Raw genomic sequence first — 14760 nt, 5'->3', positions numbered from 1 at the left:
CTCTACTTCGTCATAATTATCTATTAATATATCGCCAGCCCAAGTCTACAGTTGCTTGACTATTGCGGCGACCCTCTCTGTGTGCGCGGATGAGGTAATTAGTGAATGTTCCACCACTGGCCGCACCCTTCCCTGCGCCCTCGTAGCCTGCTCCGATCTGCATGGCGGAGCCTTCGAGTACGCCATTGTCCAGCCACCCCGTGCGGATGAGCGTGGCCATGGTGCCCTGGGCAAAATATTTCAAAGGATCAGCAGGTGGGGAAGCGCCAAAACCCGTACTGTTGCCCCAAAAATTTGCATTGGTCGAGTTGGTTCCGTCGTCGTAAAAGGTGGAATTTGTATCATCGATGGCCTGTCCCAAAAACACATGGCCAATATTGACCCCGGAATCTGCATGAAAAAAAGCTTCACGGGTGTCGCGGTCATTGGCTGCGGTGAATAGATTTAGGTCCGCAACATCAAGGGCTGCTATTCCTAGCGCGGCGAGGATCGCCAGCACAATAATCGCCACGACCAAGGCAGAGCCTGATTGAGGCCGTTTAGTCTCAATACTTGGGGGAAAAGACGTATACATACGATGTACTCGCTTGGATGCCTTTGTTGTTCCAGTTCACGGTGCAGGTCATTTCTTTGCATCTGTTCAGAGGCGTAGACTCTTGGATTCCGCAGTTCATTGTATATGCAACTCCTGAGATGACAGTGTTGACCGTAGCGTTGGAAAGACTGTTAAAAGTGGTTGCTGCGTACTGTGCGCGAGTAGCGTTTTCTATGAAGTCTTCTATTATCAGGCTGGCATGTGTCATGTGGTATGCGCGGCTATCTTGAATAGTGGATCTGGAAATCATGGTGACAACTGAAAGAAGGCCTATAGCCAGAACAGCCGCAGCTACGAGGACTTCAACAAGAGTAAAGCCCTTCATGTGCTGAGATGATGAAAGTTTTATTTTAAGCAGCATGTTTTTATAGCCCCATATTTCGGCAATACACGCGTGTGTTCATGAAACGGTTGGGAATGTTCATCCCGGATCTTTCTACGGATGCTGCGGCTACGATCGTAATATCAATAAATCTTATATCTTCTACATTTGTCGTGTTGATAGGATCAAGAATTGTTCCGTTGCTATTTCTGTAGACAAAGTTAAGATCAGCTATATTTTCCGCAGCTGTAACCCACTCTGAAGATGCGTTTAGCCAGTCAATGGTGTTGTTTGGCATCAAGATATATCCTATTTGAGTGCTGCCATCTGGCGCCGGATCCCTGGTGCAGCGAACAGACGTCGCATTTGTTTCATTTTCATCAAATCCGTTTGCAGGACCGCTGGTAGCTTTATATCCGCACATCCTCAAATCCTCGGCCATTTGCACCATAGCCGACAGGAGCTCCTGCTGCATGAGTGTCGTTTCTTCCTGTTTCGCGGCCATAAGGTTATGAACGCGGAACAGGTTATATACCCCCGTGATTACTATCCCCATCATGACCATAGCCACCAGTAATTCCACTAGGGTCATTCCTGACTGGTTTATTTTCTTGGACATACGAAAGTACACCGCCTAGTTTGTTATTATGCTTCCTGATGTCCGCACTGTAATGGACAGAGTTGAAGCAGCGTTGTTCGCTATGGGGATGGTCCCTGCATTGAGAGCTCTGCCTCTACTGCTGAATGTAGTATTCAAGGAATTTGAAAGGTGTACTCCGCTCCCGATGGTCGAGAGGTCAAACTGCCTGAGTGCCGTGCCGTTGGTGAACGAAACGACACATGTGTTTGTCACGTTGTCGCAATTGAAATTGATCCGCTGGTTTCGCTTGATGGCCTCTACTCGTGCATCCTGACACATGCTCACTATGGTTCGCGCGGCGCGCTTCAGATTGGCCTCGGGCAGCCATTTCATTAAAGCTATACCGGAAATCCCCGCTAGAATCCCTATTATCGCAATAACTACAAGTATTTCAACCAAAGAAAAACCTTTTGTCTGAAAAGTCTTGTTCTGATGTTTCACGCTTTGAGTTTTTGTATTCATAATTGCTTCACAAATGTTCGATTTCCGGATCTGAAAAAACAAGTTCTTTTACAAATTCTGCCTCAGATTGTCTGTTATCACCTAAATTTTATGGCTTTTTCCCACATCGTGATTGGCGCTACTCCAGTGCGCAATAGTAATTTTTGTTCTGTGTCCGATCCGTTTCGGGTAATCTGCGCAGTTCTTGATACGTTGTGCGCAATTTTTTTTCTTGGTTCAAGTTTGTCCTTAAGTAATTTATCTTTTTTAGTACCATAATATCGTATTTTGAAGGTGTCAAAGCCTAGTGTCATCCAGTAGTGATCTTTTGGATTTATTATCAGCAGGAAGTATGCCGTCTCGAATGGCATGGAAACGTGTTCCGTTATGCCGTGCGGATCGATTGGTATTACGCGGAAAGACTTGACAGTGTGTTGCTAAGGCATGGTCTCGGAATCGTTCGTGGATTTGGGGTCGCAGGGCGTTTTTTTTGCAGGACGAGTGGTTTGTTTGCTTCTCTAGTCCGTGTTTTTTCTCCAGAACAAACTCCCGGATTTGATAGCGAAAGGTGTGGTTATCTCGGACTTCAGAAGCGTGCTTGAGCTTGTATTGGTGACGGCCGTGACCGTTGCTTTTTCTCCGAGGTGCAGGGTTGGGTTTGAGGCTAGCCCTTGGCCGAGTTCGATAGCGGTGGGGAAGTCGCCGTTGTGGTTTGCCAGGATCGGCCAGAAATATGGTGTGCCAGTTTTGTAGTAGAGCGCCCACAGACGGCTTGATCCCTTGGAAGAGCAGGCTTCGCTCGATGGGGCGTAGCTTGTGAATATGACGGAACCTCCAAGAACGGCAGCCGGACTCAGAACCCTTTCGGTCGTCGCGCTGAATGAGTGTTTCCAGCCCGACGCTGAATTCATGCTGTTGCTCAGCCACGCCCAGTCCCTGGTGGAATTCGAATCCTCGTTTGTCTGAATTATCCCGACGCAGTTTTCAGAAAATTCTCCTTCGCCGCAGGTGCCTTTTGTCACGGTTATTTTGTTGCTCTTGAAGAGGTTGTGGCGCGCGATAGCTTCCCAGCTTTTGACTCCGTTCGTTTCAGGTTCCCTGACCCCATAGAAACTCATGGGCGAAGATTGCGGAATGTCGGCGCGGTTCAGGAAGCTTCCGGTACCAAAAAATATCCAGAGTCTGTCGGTCTCGTCCAATGCTGCCGTCGGGGCCGCGCTTACGGGGCCTGCCGCGTCGATGAGCGTCGAGGTTGCCCAGTCCCAGGGCTCTTTGTTCCCGGTTTGTAGCCTGTGCACTCTTCCGGCCGCAGCGGTTTGATCCCCGCCAACCGTTCCGTAATAGACAATGTCGGTCTTGAATTTTCCGGCTTGGCTATTGGGCCCGATGTCCAGATCCAGGCAAATGGGATCACTGATGAATGAGTTCTCTTCCGCGAAGGCAAAAGGTTTTGTTGTGGTCGTGATCACTCCGTCGCTGTCCACGGTCTTGACGATTTTTTCCGTGTACAGTGCGCTGAGATCCAGAACGAAGAGCTGGCCTGGCTGCTCGCTGGTCTCGGTCCCGAGTTTTGACTGGTCGGCACGCCCATTGGAATCTGCCGGGCCGGAGCCGAAGACCATATACCATCTGTTCTGATCCGCTGCGCTTGCATCGGGGGTGCTCATGGGCATGACCGCTGGAGCGCAGGTCGTGAAACCCTGTCCGGGCAGGGAGATCTCAGCCAGCACTCTTGGCGGGGATTCCGGGTCGGTGATGTCCATGATCACGTAAGCCGAGGTCATGGTTCGGTCGCTGTCCGCATTCAGGCCATTTCCGTCGGTCTTGTCGATGTCCGCCTGTATGGCTGATCCGCCAAGGCGCATGCCCGCGATCAATATGGTTCCCCAACCGCCGGGGTAGGTTGTCTCGTCCACGGGCGTCACACCGTCGGACATGAAAAAAATCCGGGCATCGAAAATTTTGGGCGTAAGGTCCATGTAGGCGACATGAAGCTTTTCGCCGTAGTCCGGGTTCATGAGCCATTTGAGATGTGGCAGAAGATTGTAGGGGACGTAGGCCCAGAGTTCCATGCCCAGTGGAAATTGCGTTTGCGCGCCCAAAGTCAGGTCAAAGCTCCTGGTCTTGCGGTTCCAGAATCCTCCGTTGAAAGCGTGAAGCATGCCGTCATTGGCCCCGACATAAATGACCTGACGGCGGTCCAGGTATTTTTTCAGGAATTTTTCGTAGCTCGTATCATTATATATAAGGTGGTAGTTCTCGGCGGGTTGCCCTGCCACGATGGGCGAAGAGGAAATGATGTCGCCCAGTCTCCAGGTGGTATTGCCGTGCGTGCGGCTTCGCGCGGAATCGGCAATTCCTTCGATGGTCGCGTTGCCGACTTCTGCTCCGCGAATGAAGTCTACCTGCCGTTTGGCCAGAGTTGCCTGCAAATTGGAGAAGCCGGATGGATTGTCTTGCCGCAAGGCATTGATCGCACTCTGGCGCGGATCGAAAAGATCAAACCCGATCATCCCCGTTGCCGACTCGTACAGAGTCAGGAAATTGTGAAAAAATTCTGGAGAACTGAGCGTTGTCTCCACAGGTTTGGCGGCGAGTTCGAAGTGCTGGATTTCTCCGGCGCCTGCATCCGCGATCATGTCCTGATTCTTGTCCGCGAAGGTCATGATGTATCGGTTGGGCGCCACGCTGGCGTAACGCCCACGTTGCGTCACCACCTGCTGGTCGGTCAGGCTGCTCAGCCATGTGCTTGATGACCAAAGAAATTCAATATCCCCGATGTTGCCAAGCGCTGTGGCGTTTCTCTCTCCCGCATCGATTACCCCGTCGCCGTTGGCATCGACATGGGCATGGATCAGATCTTCGCCAAATTCGATAATCCTGTCGCTGGTCGGGTCCAGGCGCTGGTTGGCGTTGGTGTCCTCGCGCAGATTGCCTTGGACGTCGATCAGGAAGGCATGCACCTGTCCTGCCCACGAAGGGGCGATTTTGTCTGTTCGACTCGGGGGAAAATAGATGGCCTGATAGGCGGCCCCCTCTCCGCCACGCGCTTGGGAAGAAATGGCCGTGGCCGTGCCGGATGCAATACTCCCCGTGCTCAATCGAAGGACGCGGGTGATTTGCGTTTCCAGGTTCCGCCCGGACCGCGCCGTGAAAAAGTTGTCAGGCAGGCTGTCCCCGTCGGCGTCGAATTCCGCCTGAAGGGAGGGCATCAGATCCCCGTCCAGATCGTTGAATTTTCCATGACGGGCGGCATCCTTCACGAGATAGCCGTCGTCTTCACCAAGGCAGACCGCGTAAAAATCCCAGTTCTGAACGCCTTTCATGTCGGACTCGGGGCTCAAGTCCGTTGTGTGCCCTGTGTAGGCGACGTCGATGAGGAACGTGCTCCCGTTTGCGGACAGGTCATAGTCTTTGTCGGGGCGAGGGCGCGGCACAATGTTTTTCAAAAAGGCCGGGATGTTCTGATCCTGTGAACTCTTTCCGGCAGTCACCAGGATGACGTTTTGTTTTGAGCATGGCACGTTCTGCCCACGGGAAGGATCGTGGAATGGATCCGGCGCTTGAAGCCCGGTCTGGTCGTCGTGACCGAGATAACCAAGCACCTCATGTAGCGCCGTCGCCAGCGGAGCCCACCCCGTCGGTCGGACATTGTTTATTGTAATGATCATGTCATTGAAGCTTGCCTCGTCATCGCTCATGGGTTGCAGGATTCTGCTCGTGCCACCGAACGCGAAAAGAGCAATGCGCGCCTTGTTCCTGATGGAATGGAACAGACCCCTGTCCGGTTCACCTTTGACGCGAAGCGCGTATGCCGCTCCGGTATCGGGTCCGGACACCAGCATCGTGTCGTTTTCATCCTGCTGCGTCATGGTGAGTTGGTGGTGATGGGGCGTCATGTGTGCGATTCGTCCGTCAAGATCGCTCTTGGGAATCGTGTCGTCATATTCAAGGTGCTGCGCGTTGCCTTGAGTGTCTGGCGGCTCCATTTCAAGGCAGCCGTTTTCGGGATTGTATTTTCCGCCAGTCATCAGTTTGCGCGCGAGATCCATGCGCCGCATCGTTGCCCAGTTCAGAAAATTTCCATTCCACCGTCCCGTAACGTTGTTTGGATAAAAATGGGGAGCGGCCGCGTCAGCATCATGGCTGTAGTACGATCTGGAATCAAAATATCCGTAGTATTCGTCTGTCGAGTTGAACGGACCGGCATATGCCCGCTCAAGCATGTTTGCCGAAGTGTCCAGGACGAAGGTCACCGAGGGTTTTTCCTCCGTGGCCAGAAATGGAGGAACCCAATGGAAATCGCCGGCTTGGAAGGGGGCGCCCGTTGCCGGGAAAAGCAGGCACGCCGCAATGATCAGCAAAAATAATTTCTTCAAGGCAGGCATCCCTCTGCTGCTTAATGGTTTATGTGCCACCAGCCCAGATCCACTTCGGCCGCGCTGCCGCGCAAACCTTGTCTGTGCGAGCGGACAAGATAAGTGGCGAAAGTGCCGCCCGTGGCCGCTCCCCTGCCAGTGCTTTCGTATCCCGAGGCCATCTGCATGGCGCTGCCCGGAACAATGCCCGTCGCAATGAGCCCGGCCCGGACATGAGTGGCCGCAGCCCCGTGCCGGTGCCATTTGATGGGATAATCATCGGGGTTGAAGGAGTTCTTTTTTTCCCAGACCGAGGCGTTGGTGGCGGAGGTTCCGTCATCGTAGAATGTCGAATTGGCGTCAGCGATGGCTCTTTCCAGGAATTCATGCCCTGCGTTCACGCCCGACTCCGCCAGGAAAAAGGCGCTTTTGGAGTCGCGGTCATTGGCGGCGATCAGGCTGTTCAGATGCGCGGTCTCATGGGCCGCGAGTCCAATGACTCCAAGCAGGGCAAGGGTGACGATGGCCAGGATGAAGACCATGCCGGATTCGTGGGCACCGGATCTAGAATTTTGGAGATAAAACATGAATGTACCGGATGGTTGAGTTGAGTCCCTTATTGTTAAAGGACAGATCGCAGGTCATTTGCCTGCACCTTTCCACGGGAGTGTCTTCGGCCAGGGCGCAGGTCATGGAAAATTGAATGCCATCAATGACGGTGCTTGCGTTCATGGCCGTGAGGGCGCGGAACGCTTGGGGCGAATATTGCGCGCGGGTCGCTTTTTCCAGAACTTCCTCGACCAGCAGGCTGCCTCGTGAGGCATGGTAAGCGCGACTGTCCTGGATGGCGGCGCGGCTAATCAGGGTTGCGACGGCCATCAGCCCAACACCCAAAATGGCAGTGGCTACCAGGACTTCGATCAAGGTGAAGCCCTGGCTGCGTCGTTCTTTTTGGGTGATGCCGTTCATGGCTTTCGGGGCGGCGATCCGATCACGGCGCATGGGCTTCGCGGCGCGAAAATTGGGCCTGTGCATTTTTCCGGCTACTCTGTCACCACGCTGCCCGAAGGCCGCACGATCACCGAACGGGACAGTCCGGCGCTGTTGTGGATGATGATCGTCCCGGCCATGGAGGCTCGGCCTCGATCGTTGAAGTGGGTCGTGTAGGATTTTTCAAGGAAGTGCTGATGTTTCAACTCGGTGAGATTGAAGCGCCGCAGCAGCGAATTGTCTTTCTTGATTCTGACTTCGCATGTGTTTTGCCCCTTGTCGCATTGGAGGCGGATCTGTTCGTTTCGTTTTATGGCTTCGAATCTGGCGTGTCTGCACATGGAGACAATGGTCCTGGTTGCGCGGTTCATGCTCGCTTCCGGCAATAGTCCAAGAAGCGTCGTGCCCGAAACGGCCGTGAGCACGGCTACGATGGCCAGTACAACCAGGGCTTCGATCAGACTGAAGCCCGAACACTCTCCAGGATGCAGGCCTTTCCGCACAGACAGTTGCGACACTGCGGGCAGTGCCGGGTCAGTATGCGCGGTCATGGGGCGCTGCTCGAAGCGACGACAGCCATGGCCGCATCCACGGAGCCGGTGCTCAAGGGATTCCTCTTGTCTGTTCCGAGATTTCTGCACCACACCATCGTGGACATGGTGCGATTGCCTATCTTGAGGCTGGCGCGCAATGGCGAGGGTATGGCCGTGATTTCAACCTTGACGCCGCGAATGATCCCGGGGTTTGCTTGCGGATCGGGGATGACAGCGCCTTCGGCGTTGAAATAGGTGAAACGCAGGGCGCCGATGTTGGTGCTGATCGGCTGCCAGCGTACGGCGCCCGTGTCGTATTTGCGCAGCACATTGTCGGCGACTGCTTTTGCGGAGCCATCATTGGCGACATTGAGCCTGAAGCCCGAGTGTTCGCGAAGGCTGCCGCTGCCGCTCTCGTTTATGAGGCCGTCATTGTTCCAGTCCCGGCGGCAATAGACGGCTGTCTGGTTCGTGGCTCGCCCATGATCCGGTGCGCCCGCCTCTGGCCTGTGCAGAAAACCGAACCCCAGCGTCCCTTGCGCCGAGTAACCGCACATGCGCAGCTCTTCCGAGATGAGCGACATGGCGGAAAGCAGCTCCTGCTGCATGAGGCTTGTCTGTTCCTGTTTGGCGGCGATGCGCTGGTGGGATTGAAAAATGGAGTAGATGGCGCCCATGACAAGGCTCGAGATGGCCATGGCGACCAGGACTTCGATGAGAGTCATGCCGTATTGGCCGGGGAGGCTTTGTTTGTTTTTGATCATGCATCGTACCTTTGAACGCGAGGGGATTTTGTTCAAAATCGAATGCACGATAGGCTGTGGATACCAAAAATCCAATAATGGTAAGGACTAGTATTGAAGGCTTGAGGTGTTGGTAGGGCTGGGGGGCAAAAAAAATGCGGTCTGGGCATCTTCTGCCCAGACCGCGCTTTTCTTGCCGTACGTGACAGCTATTTGTCCACGACCGCGCAATCCGGATTGGGACACCACCATTCCTCGCCTTCACCGGTGATGGCCTTGACCTCGTTTGATTCAAGCATGGCGGCTGTATGAGAGTCCAGCTCCTTGCATTTGCGGCCACTGAGTTTTTTTTGGGTGTCGCCGACCAGGGGCAGGGTGTTTTCCTGTTTGTCCGTCATGGTGGACCTCCTTTGGTTATTTCTGACAATATACCCGTGAGCGCGGTGACTGACAACAACCAGACCGGGGCAGTGCCGCACGGGAGCGCAAGTCGGCCCCCCGGAACACGGCGCAAGGCCGTCCGCTCTTGTTTGAGTCTTCTTGAAGTTTCGGATATATCGGCGAAATGGAGATAATCGAACCTCGGATATTGATCGGGCTTTCAACGACTTGTCGCTTGGGTCGCGCTGTGGGCTCCGACGGGCTTCTTCGGTGAATGCCGAAAAAATCGTTCTGGTCGTCGATGCCGATCTGGCTCGGCGGCAAGCCCTCATCGATCTGCTGGCAACGGACGGTTACGCCGTTCCGGTCGCGTCCGATGGCGAAGAGGCCCTGCTTAAGCTTGAGGGCGGGCAGATCGACCTGGTCATCGCCGAAGAGGACATTCCGGGCATGACCGGCAGAGAGCTTTTGTGGGAGTGCGTCCGGCGCTGGCCGGGCCTGCCGTTCATCATGCTGACCGGCAACGGAACGGTGCGGGGCGCCGTCGCGGCCATCAAGGACGGAGCTACGGATTATCTGACAAGGCCCGTGGACGGACAGGATCTGCTCCGGGGAATTGCCCGGATTTTGGCCGCAAGCGGAGGGCGCGCTTGGGCTCGCGGCGGCAACCTGCTGACCGAGGAGCTTTGGGGCGGGAAAAGTCCTTCCATGCAACGCCTCTACAAGTTGATCGAGCGGGTGGCCCCGACGGAGGCCACGATCCTGCTTCTGGGCGAGAGCGGCACGGGCAAGGAAAAGATCGCCGGGCTCCTGCATCGCCTGAGTCAGCGCTCGCGGGGGCCGCTCGTGATCGTCGATTGCGGCTCAACTCCATCCACCTTGCTTGAGAGCGAGCTGTTCGGACATGCCAAGGGCTCGTTCACCAATGCCTACAAGGACAAGAAGGGGCTTGTGGCCGAGGCGCATGGTGGAACCCTGTTCCTTGACGAGATAGGGAACATCTCATCGGAAATGCAGCTCCGTCTTTTACGTTTTCTGCAGGAACGAAAAATCCGGCGGGTTGGCGATCTGGCCGAGACCGCCATCAATTGCCGCGTCATCGCCGCGACCAACGCGGACCTGGCCGAGCTGGTGCGCAGCGGCGAATTTCGCGAGGACCTGTACTACCGGCTCAAGGTCATCACCATTCAGGTGCCGCCCCTGCGCGAGCGCAAGGCCGACATCCCCGTTTTGGCCGAACGTTTTCTGCAACTCTTTGCCGAGGACGGGCCTTTGTCCCGGCTCGACGCAGAAGTCTCCGAGGCCATCCTCGACTACCCCTGGCCCGGCAATGTGCGTGAACTGCGCAACATGCTGGAAGCCGCGGTCATTTTGTCCTCTGACGGACTTATCCGGATGGAGGACATGCAGTTCGAGGACAGCTTTGATGACACGCCCCTTCCCGGCAATCTTCTTTCCCTGGCCGGAAGCGAGAAGCAGGTGGTCCTGAACGCTCTCGAGCGAAGCTCCTGGGTGGTCAAGGACGCCGCCGACCTGCTTGGGGTCAGTCGTCGGACCATGCACTACAAGATCAAGAAATTTCAGATTGATACGGCAAAACGATCAGCCTGACGAAAAGTTCCGTTTTTCGTTCTTAGCGTAAAGCCCAGCCTGGGCTCGGCAATCAAATTCCGACGTCCGGACGCATCGGTTCCAAGCCAGGGGTCTCTTTTTCAGGCCAATTCCCTTTTTAACGTTTGTCATCCCGTCCACAGTGATTAGCATGGGAAAAGACAGTTGAAGATGGGAGGGCCTATGAAGAATATGAATACCTTGTTGCACTTCATGCGTTATTTTGAACCGCATTGCATAGAGAAGAACGGTGAAAGAATCTGTTACGTCTCGGCTCTTGAGTATCCCGACGAAAACGAGGCGCTCGAAGTTCTGGGAGGAAATGGATTCTTTGCCCATGGACCGAAGAAGGTGATTCTGAGGTATGCAGGGCGGAAAAATGTCGACGGAGAAGATCAGTGGAGGTTGTCTGATGAGCAGCTTCCAGAAACTTTTCCCGTTTGGGAAGCACGTTGAAGTATGTTATGATCCTGGTTTGAAGGGAGGGGAAATGAGACGTCTCGCGTTGTTTCTTGTAGTTTCTTTTTTTATTGCGATTTCCGGATGTGCCCATTTTGGGCAAAAAATGGAGTCCCCAACGGTGAGACTGGTCAATGTGGTTCCCGCAAGCAGCACTCTCTTTGAGCAAAGAGTTGCTTTGACTTTGCGGATAGTAAACCCCAATCCTTTTGCATTGACCTGGACCGGAGTCAGGGTCAATGCACGTTTCAATGACATGAATCTTCTGCCCGCAGTGTCTTCGGAGAATGGGCGGGTGGAGGCTTTGAGCGAGGCGGTTTTCAAAGTCGAGGCCTCCGCCTCGACACTGGACCTGTTGCGTCAGATCATGACCTTTCAGAACGGTCCGGGCAAGCTGACCTACGCCCTGGACGGGGTTTTGTATCAGGGCGGGCTGAGTTCCGGAGGGATTCCTTTCCTTGCGGAAGGTGCGCTCTGGGATTCTGGAACGGAACTGTAAGGACGACACTGCAAAAAAGTCGCAAAAGAACCCGAGTGTCATTCCCTCGAAGGCGGGAATCCATTCTTTTCAGATAGTTAAAAAGGCATGGATCCCCTTCTTCAAGGGGATGACGACTTTTTGCAGTGACATCTGTAAGGAGGCCTCATGGGAAAATCATTGATTCTGGCTCTTCTGATTTCAGGCTTGTTTGGAGGTAACGTGGCTGCACAGACAAAAGAGGCGGTATTCGCGGGTGGATGTTTCTGGTGCCTTGAAGGACCCTTTGACGCCCTGCCCGGTGTCTTGGAAACCGAGGCGGGATACACGGGCGGACAGATCCCGAATCCGACCTACGAACAGGTTTCGTCCGGAACCAGCGGGCATATTGAGGCCATGCGGGTGAAGTATGATCCGGAGCTGGTCGATTTTGGGAAACTCCTTGACGTTTTTTGGCGCAACATAGACCCAACCGATGCCGGTGGCCAGTTTTGCGATCGCGGTCCTCAGTACCGGTCCGCTGTATTCTTTGCGGACGAGGCCGAGGAATCCGCCGCGCGGGCTTCCAAGGCCCAGCTTGAAGAGGCCCGGGGATTCAAGATCGCAACCGAGATTCTGCCCAGGGCTGAATTTTATGCCGCCGAGGAATATCATCAGGATTACTACAAGAAAAATCCCCTGAGATATCATTTCTATCGCCAAGGCTGCGGTCGCGACCAGCGCCTGAGGCAGCTCTGGGGAGCGGAAGCCAAAAAGTAGCCTAGGGGCACACCAAAAACGGGAAAGAAAACCCGACCGTTGCAATTCGCAATGGCCGGGTTTTCTTGTGTGCGTGTGGCAGCGTTCTTCAATCTTCCCGGAGTTCGGCTTCGCTCATGAAGTTGCGGTCGTAGCGCTCCCAGATGTCCAGCGCGATGCTGAGCGGTTTGACCATCGGCACGGTGTAGGTGTGGAACCGTTTGGCGTAGAGGGACTCCCGGAATCTGGTCACATGCGTGCACAGCCCGCGTGGGGAGACGATGAAGGGCTTGTCGATGGAACGCCTGAACTCGACCAGTCGTTCGGCCAGATACTCGGAAAGGTAGGGCACCTGCAGGTAGATGGCGGCCACGATAACGTCGGTGTCCGGGTCATCGGCGATGATCTCCAGCGCACGGATGAGCCTGCGATCATCGCAGTTGCCCAGAAGATCAAGTGGATTGTTGCCGACGTTGACGAGCATCTGCTCCAGATCGTCGGGGTTCGAGGCCTTGATGTTTTCGCGCAGCAGGTCCTGCAGACGTCTTCTGGTTTCCGGGGTGAACCGGGCCAGCTCCAGGCCTTCGGCCGTGATCTGGTCGGCCAGCAGCACCGCCGCGCCGCCGCCGACGCTGACCACCGCCGTGCGCTTGCCCTTTGCCTTGGGCTGCGTGGTCAGGATGGAGAGCACGTTGACCATGATCTTCGGGTCTTCGGTCAGGTCCTCGATGAGGTAGAATCCGGCCTGGGAGCAACAGGCCCGGAAGGCTTCGTGACTGCCCGCCAGCGATGCCGTGTGGGACATGGTCGCCTCCTTGCCGCCACCCGAGCCGCCCTTGATGATGACCACGGGCTTTTGGGCCGCCACCTGCCGTCCGATTTCCATGAGTTTGAGCCCCTCGGACAGCCCTTCCAGATAGATGGCGATGACCTCGATGCGCGGGTCCTGGCCCATGTGCGCCAGGATCTCCGCCACGCCGACGCTGCTGGAGTTGCCGCAGGACACCCATTTGCCCATGCCCACCCGGTCGGCTTCGAGCATCTCCATGAGCTCCATGCCGATGCCGCCGCTTTGGGAGATGATGCCGATTCCGCCCTGCTCGCGGATGACTCCCGTGCGATGGGGAGGAATGAACATGGTGTTCACTCCCGAAAAATTGTCGATGATCCCGAGACAGTTGGGACCGATGTAGCTGACTCCGTACTCCAGGCTGAGGCTGCGCAGCCTCTCTTCAAGCTCCCGCCGTCCGGATTCGGCAAAGCCGTCGCTGATGATGATGGCGCCCTTGCCTCCGGCCACGCAGAATTTCTCGAATTCGCGGACCACCGTTTCCGAGTTGATGACGAACACCGCCATCTCGGGCACCTCGGGCAGGCTTTCAAGGCTTGGGTAGCAACGCATGCCATGCAGCGTGGTCGTGCGCGGGTTGATGGGATAGATGCGGTCCAGGCGGCGCAGGTTCTGGAGCACGATGCCGCCCACCGTGCCGGTGTTGGAGGCGCCGTACAAAACCACGGATTTGGGATTGAAGATTGTGTGCAGGCTGCTCATTTTTTGCGGCGAGACATCGGTCTGACGGGGGTAATGGACCGGTTCGCCGGCAATGAGACGGGCGTCGACAATGGCGAAGCCTTCTTCGTAGACGATGACGGGATTCAGATCGAGCTCATGGATTTCGGGGTGTTCGGCCATGAATCGCGACACGTTCACGGCCAGCCGGATGGCGGCCTTTTTGTCCAGGGCCGGTCCGCGAAATCCGTCCAGAATGCGCCCGGCGCGAGTCCTGTCCAACATGGCCATGACCTCGCCTTCCTCCAGAATGCCGATGCCCGGTGCCACATCGCCCAGCAGTTCGACAAAGCGCCCGCCGGATCCGATCATGGTCATGGGTCCGAAGCTGGCGTCCTGGGTGGCGCCGATGAGCACCTCAAGACCTGGCCTCACCATGGGCTGGATCAGGATGCCGTCGATTTCCGTCACTCCGGCGGCGCGGACGTTGTCCATGAGCTGGGCGTATCCGGCTTCAAGCTCGGTCTGATCCTTGAGGTTCAGGAGCACGCAGCCCAGATCGGTCTTGTGGATGATCTGGCTAGAGACCGTTTTCATGGCCACCGGGAAACCGAGTTCCCGCGCGGCGAGCACGGCCTGCTCAGGCGTGCGGATCATGCGGCCCAGGACGGGGATGTCGTACGCATCCAGAAGGGTTCGGCTTTGTTCAAATCCAAGCTGTGTCGGTTCCATGGGGGCTCCTGAGGTGCGGGTGTCGTTTTCGATTTTCATCATGAGGGGCGCGGCGTTTTTTTGCAAGAAGGTCCTGGGTGTGGCAGGAGTGTGGCCGGGGGGGGGCGGCTCGGGTTGGCCCGGTCAGGCCGCCTTGAGCTATCTTCACTTTAGCGGACACACCAACTACCCTACGGGGAAGGAGAGGTGTGTTTATGAGCAAACAACGCAAGTACGATCCTGACTTCAA

The 14760-nt window shown here is 55.6% G+C and carries 16 protein-coding genes; 4 read left to right on the top strand and 12 right to left on the bottom strand.

The window, feature by feature from the left end:
- Positions 1–16 precede the first annotated feature (16 nt).
- From H4684_RS06095 to H4684_RS06045, 11 genes are all read right to left on the bottom strand, one after another.
- Positions 17–517 (bottom strand): hypothetical protein, encoded by a 501-nt coding sequence (locus tag H4684_RS06095; protein WP_192623183.1) that lies wholly within the window; start codon positions 515–517, stop codon positions 17–19.
- 28 nt (positions 518–545) lie between these two features.
- Positions 546–956 (bottom strand): type IV pilus modification PilV family protein, encoded by a 411-nt coding sequence (locus tag H4684_RS06090; RefSeq protein ID WP_192623182.1) that lies wholly within the window; start codon positions 954–956, stop codon positions 546–548.
- 4 nt (positions 957–960) lie between these two features.
- A complete protein-coding gene (locus tag H4684_RS06085) occupies positions 961–1536 on the bottom strand; it encodes a PilW family protein (RefSeq protein WP_192623181.1) in 576 nt (191 codons plus the stop codon).
- A gap of 15 nt (positions 1537–1551) precedes the next feature.
- Entirely contained in the window at positions 1552–2019 is a 468-nt protein-coding gene (locus H4684_RS21225; protein ID WP_192623180.1) for a GspH/FimT family pseudopilin, read from the bottom strand.
- 77 nt (positions 2020–2096) lie between these two features.
- On the bottom strand, positions 2097–2369 hold the full coding sequence (locus H4684_RS06075; RefSeq protein ID WP_192623179.1) for a hypothetical protein: 273 nt from the start codon (positions 2367–2369) through the stop codon (positions 2097–2099).
- Between the two features lie 147 nt (positions 2370–2516).
- Positions 2517–6377 carry a pilus assembly protein gene (locus H4684_RS06070; RefSeq protein WP_192623178.1) on the bottom strand — a complete coding sequence of 1287 codons (3861 nt, stop codon included), beginning with the start codon at positions 6375–6377 and terminating at the stop codon, positions 2517–2519.
- A 20-nt stretch (positions 6378–6397) separates the two neighbouring features.
- Positions 6398–6943, bottom strand: a complete 546-nt coding sequence (locus H4684_RS06065) for a pilus assembly PilX family protein (RefSeq protein ID WP_192623177.1) — start codon at positions 6941–6943, stop codon at positions 6398–6400.
- Positions 6921–7358 (bottom strand): type IV pilus modification PilV family protein, encoded by a 438-nt coding sequence (locus H4684_RS06060; RefSeq protein ID WP_192623176.1) that lies wholly within the window; start codon positions 7356–7358, stop codon positions 6921–6923. Before H4684_RS06060 ends, H4684_RS06065 begins: the two co-directional genes overlap by 23 nt.
- 41 nt (positions 7359–7399) lie before the next feature.
- A complete protein-coding gene (locus tag H4684_RS06055; RefSeq protein WP_192623175.1) occupies positions 7400–7897 on the bottom strand; it encodes a GspH/FimT family pseudopilin in 498 nt (165 codons plus the stop codon).
- The gene (locus H4684_RS06050; protein WP_092193408.1) at positions 7894–8643 is read right to left on the bottom strand and encodes a PilW family protein; all 750 of its coding nucleotides are present in this window, start codon (positions 8641–8643) and stop codon (positions 7894–7896) included. The genes H4684_RS06055 and H4684_RS06050 overlap by 4 nt, the downstream gene beginning before the upstream one ends.
- Positions 8644–8831: 188 nt before the next feature.
- A complete protein-coding gene (locus H4684_RS06045) occupies positions 8832–9020 on the bottom strand; it encodes a hypothetical protein (protein WP_092193410.1) in 189 nt (62 codons plus the stop codon).
- A 253-nt stretch (positions 9021–9273) separates the two neighbouring features.
- Between H4684_RS06045 and H4684_RS06040 the strand changes: the two genes are divergently transcribed.
- The 4 genes from H4684_RS06040 to msrA all read left to right on the top strand — a co-directional run bounded on the left by H4684_RS06040 (position 9274) and on the right by msrA (position 12310).
- Complete coding sequence (locus H4684_RS06040; RefSeq protein WP_192623174.1) at positions 9274–10614, top strand: sigma-54-dependent transcriptional regulator; 1341 nt, start codon at positions 9274–9276, stop codon at positions 10612–10614.
- A 183-nt stretch (positions 10615–10797) separates the two neighbouring features.
- Entirely contained in the window at positions 10798–11070 is a 273-nt protein-coding gene (locus tag H4684_RS06035; protein ID WP_192623173.1) for a hypothetical protein, read from the top strand.
- Complete coding sequence (locus H4684_RS06030) at positions 11027–11572, top strand: LEA type 2 family protein (protein WP_192623172.1); 546 nt, start codon at positions 11027–11029, stop codon at positions 11570–11572. Before H4684_RS06035 ends, H4684_RS06030 begins: the two co-directional genes overlap by 44 nt.
- A gap of 201 nt (positions 11573–11773) precedes the next feature.
- Positions 11774–12310, top strand: coding sequence for a peptide-methionine (S)-S-oxide reductase MsrA (gene msrA, locus H4684_RS06025; protein ID WP_244150372.1), 537 nt, complete (start codon positions 11774–11776; stop codon positions 12308–12310).
- Positions 12311–12398: 88 nt separating this feature from the next.
- Here the strand turns inward: msrA and H4684_RS06020 are convergent, their stop codons facing one another.
- Positions 12399–14531: an acetate--CoA ligase family protein gene (locus tag H4684_RS06020; protein ID WP_192623171.1), complete on the bottom strand. Its 2133-nt coding sequence runs from the start codon at positions 14529–14531 to the stop codon at positions 12399–12401.
- Positions 14532–14760: the final 229 nt, after the last annotated feature.

This window comes from Desulfomicrobium macestii (assembly GCF_014873765.1).
GTDB lineage: Bacteria > Desulfobacterota > Desulfovibrionia > Desulfovibrionales > Desulfomicrobiaceae > Desulfomicrobium > Desulfomicrobium macestii.
Note: the sequence above shows the minus strand (reverse complement) of the source record. Positions and strands in the feature narration are given on the sequence as shown.

Excerpts from the sequence above, each read along its gene's own strand:
- H4684_RS06090 (WP_192623182.1), bottom strand. The coding sequence starts at position 956 with ATGCTGCTTAAAATAAAACTTTCATCATCTCAGCACATGAAGGGCTTT.
- H4684_RS06085 (WP_192623181.1), bottom strand. The coding sequence starts at position 1,536 with ATGTCCAAGAAAATAAACCAGTCAGGAATGACCCTAGTGGAATTACTG.
- H4684_RS21225 (WP_192623180.1), bottom strand. The coding sequence starts at position 2,019 with ATGAATACAAAAACTCAAAGCGTGAAACATCAGAACAAGACTTTTCAG.
- H4684_RS06075 (WP_192623179.1), bottom strand. The coding sequence starts at position 2,369 with ATGCCATTCGAGACGGCATACTTCCTGCTGATAATAAATCCAAAAGAT.
- H4684_RS06065 (WP_192623177.1), bottom strand. The coding sequence starts at position 6,943 with ATGTTTTATCTCCAAAATTCTAGATCCGGTGCCCACGAATCCGGCATG.
- H4684_RS06060 (WP_192623176.1), bottom strand. The coding sequence starts at position 7,358 with ATGCGCCGTGATCGGATCGCCGCCCCGAAAGCCATGAACGGCATCACC.
- H4684_RS06055 (WP_192623175.1), bottom strand. The coding sequence starts at position 7,897 with ATGACCGCGCATACTGACCCGGCACTGCCCGCAGTGTCGCAACTGTCT.
- H4684_RS06050 (WP_092193408.1), bottom strand. The coding sequence starts at position 8,643 with ATGATCAAAAACAAACAAAGCCTCCCCGGCCAATACGGCATGACTCTC.
- H4684_RS06045 (WP_092193410.1), bottom strand. The coding sequence starts at position 9,020 with ATGACGGACAAACAGGAAAACACCCTGCCCCTGGTCGGCGACACCCAA.
- H4684_RS06035 (WP_192623173.1), top strand. The coding sequence starts at position 10,798 with ATGAAGAATATGAATACCTTGTTGCACTTCATGCGTTATTTTGAACCG.
- H4684_RS06030 (WP_192623172.1), top strand. The coding sequence starts at position 11,027 with ATGAGCAGCTTCCAGAAACTTTTCCCGTTTGGGAAGCACGTTGAAGTA.
- H4684_RS06020 (WP_192623171.1), bottom strand. The coding sequence starts at position 14,531 with ATGGAACCGACACAGCTTGGATTTGAACAAAGCCGAACCCTTCTGGAT.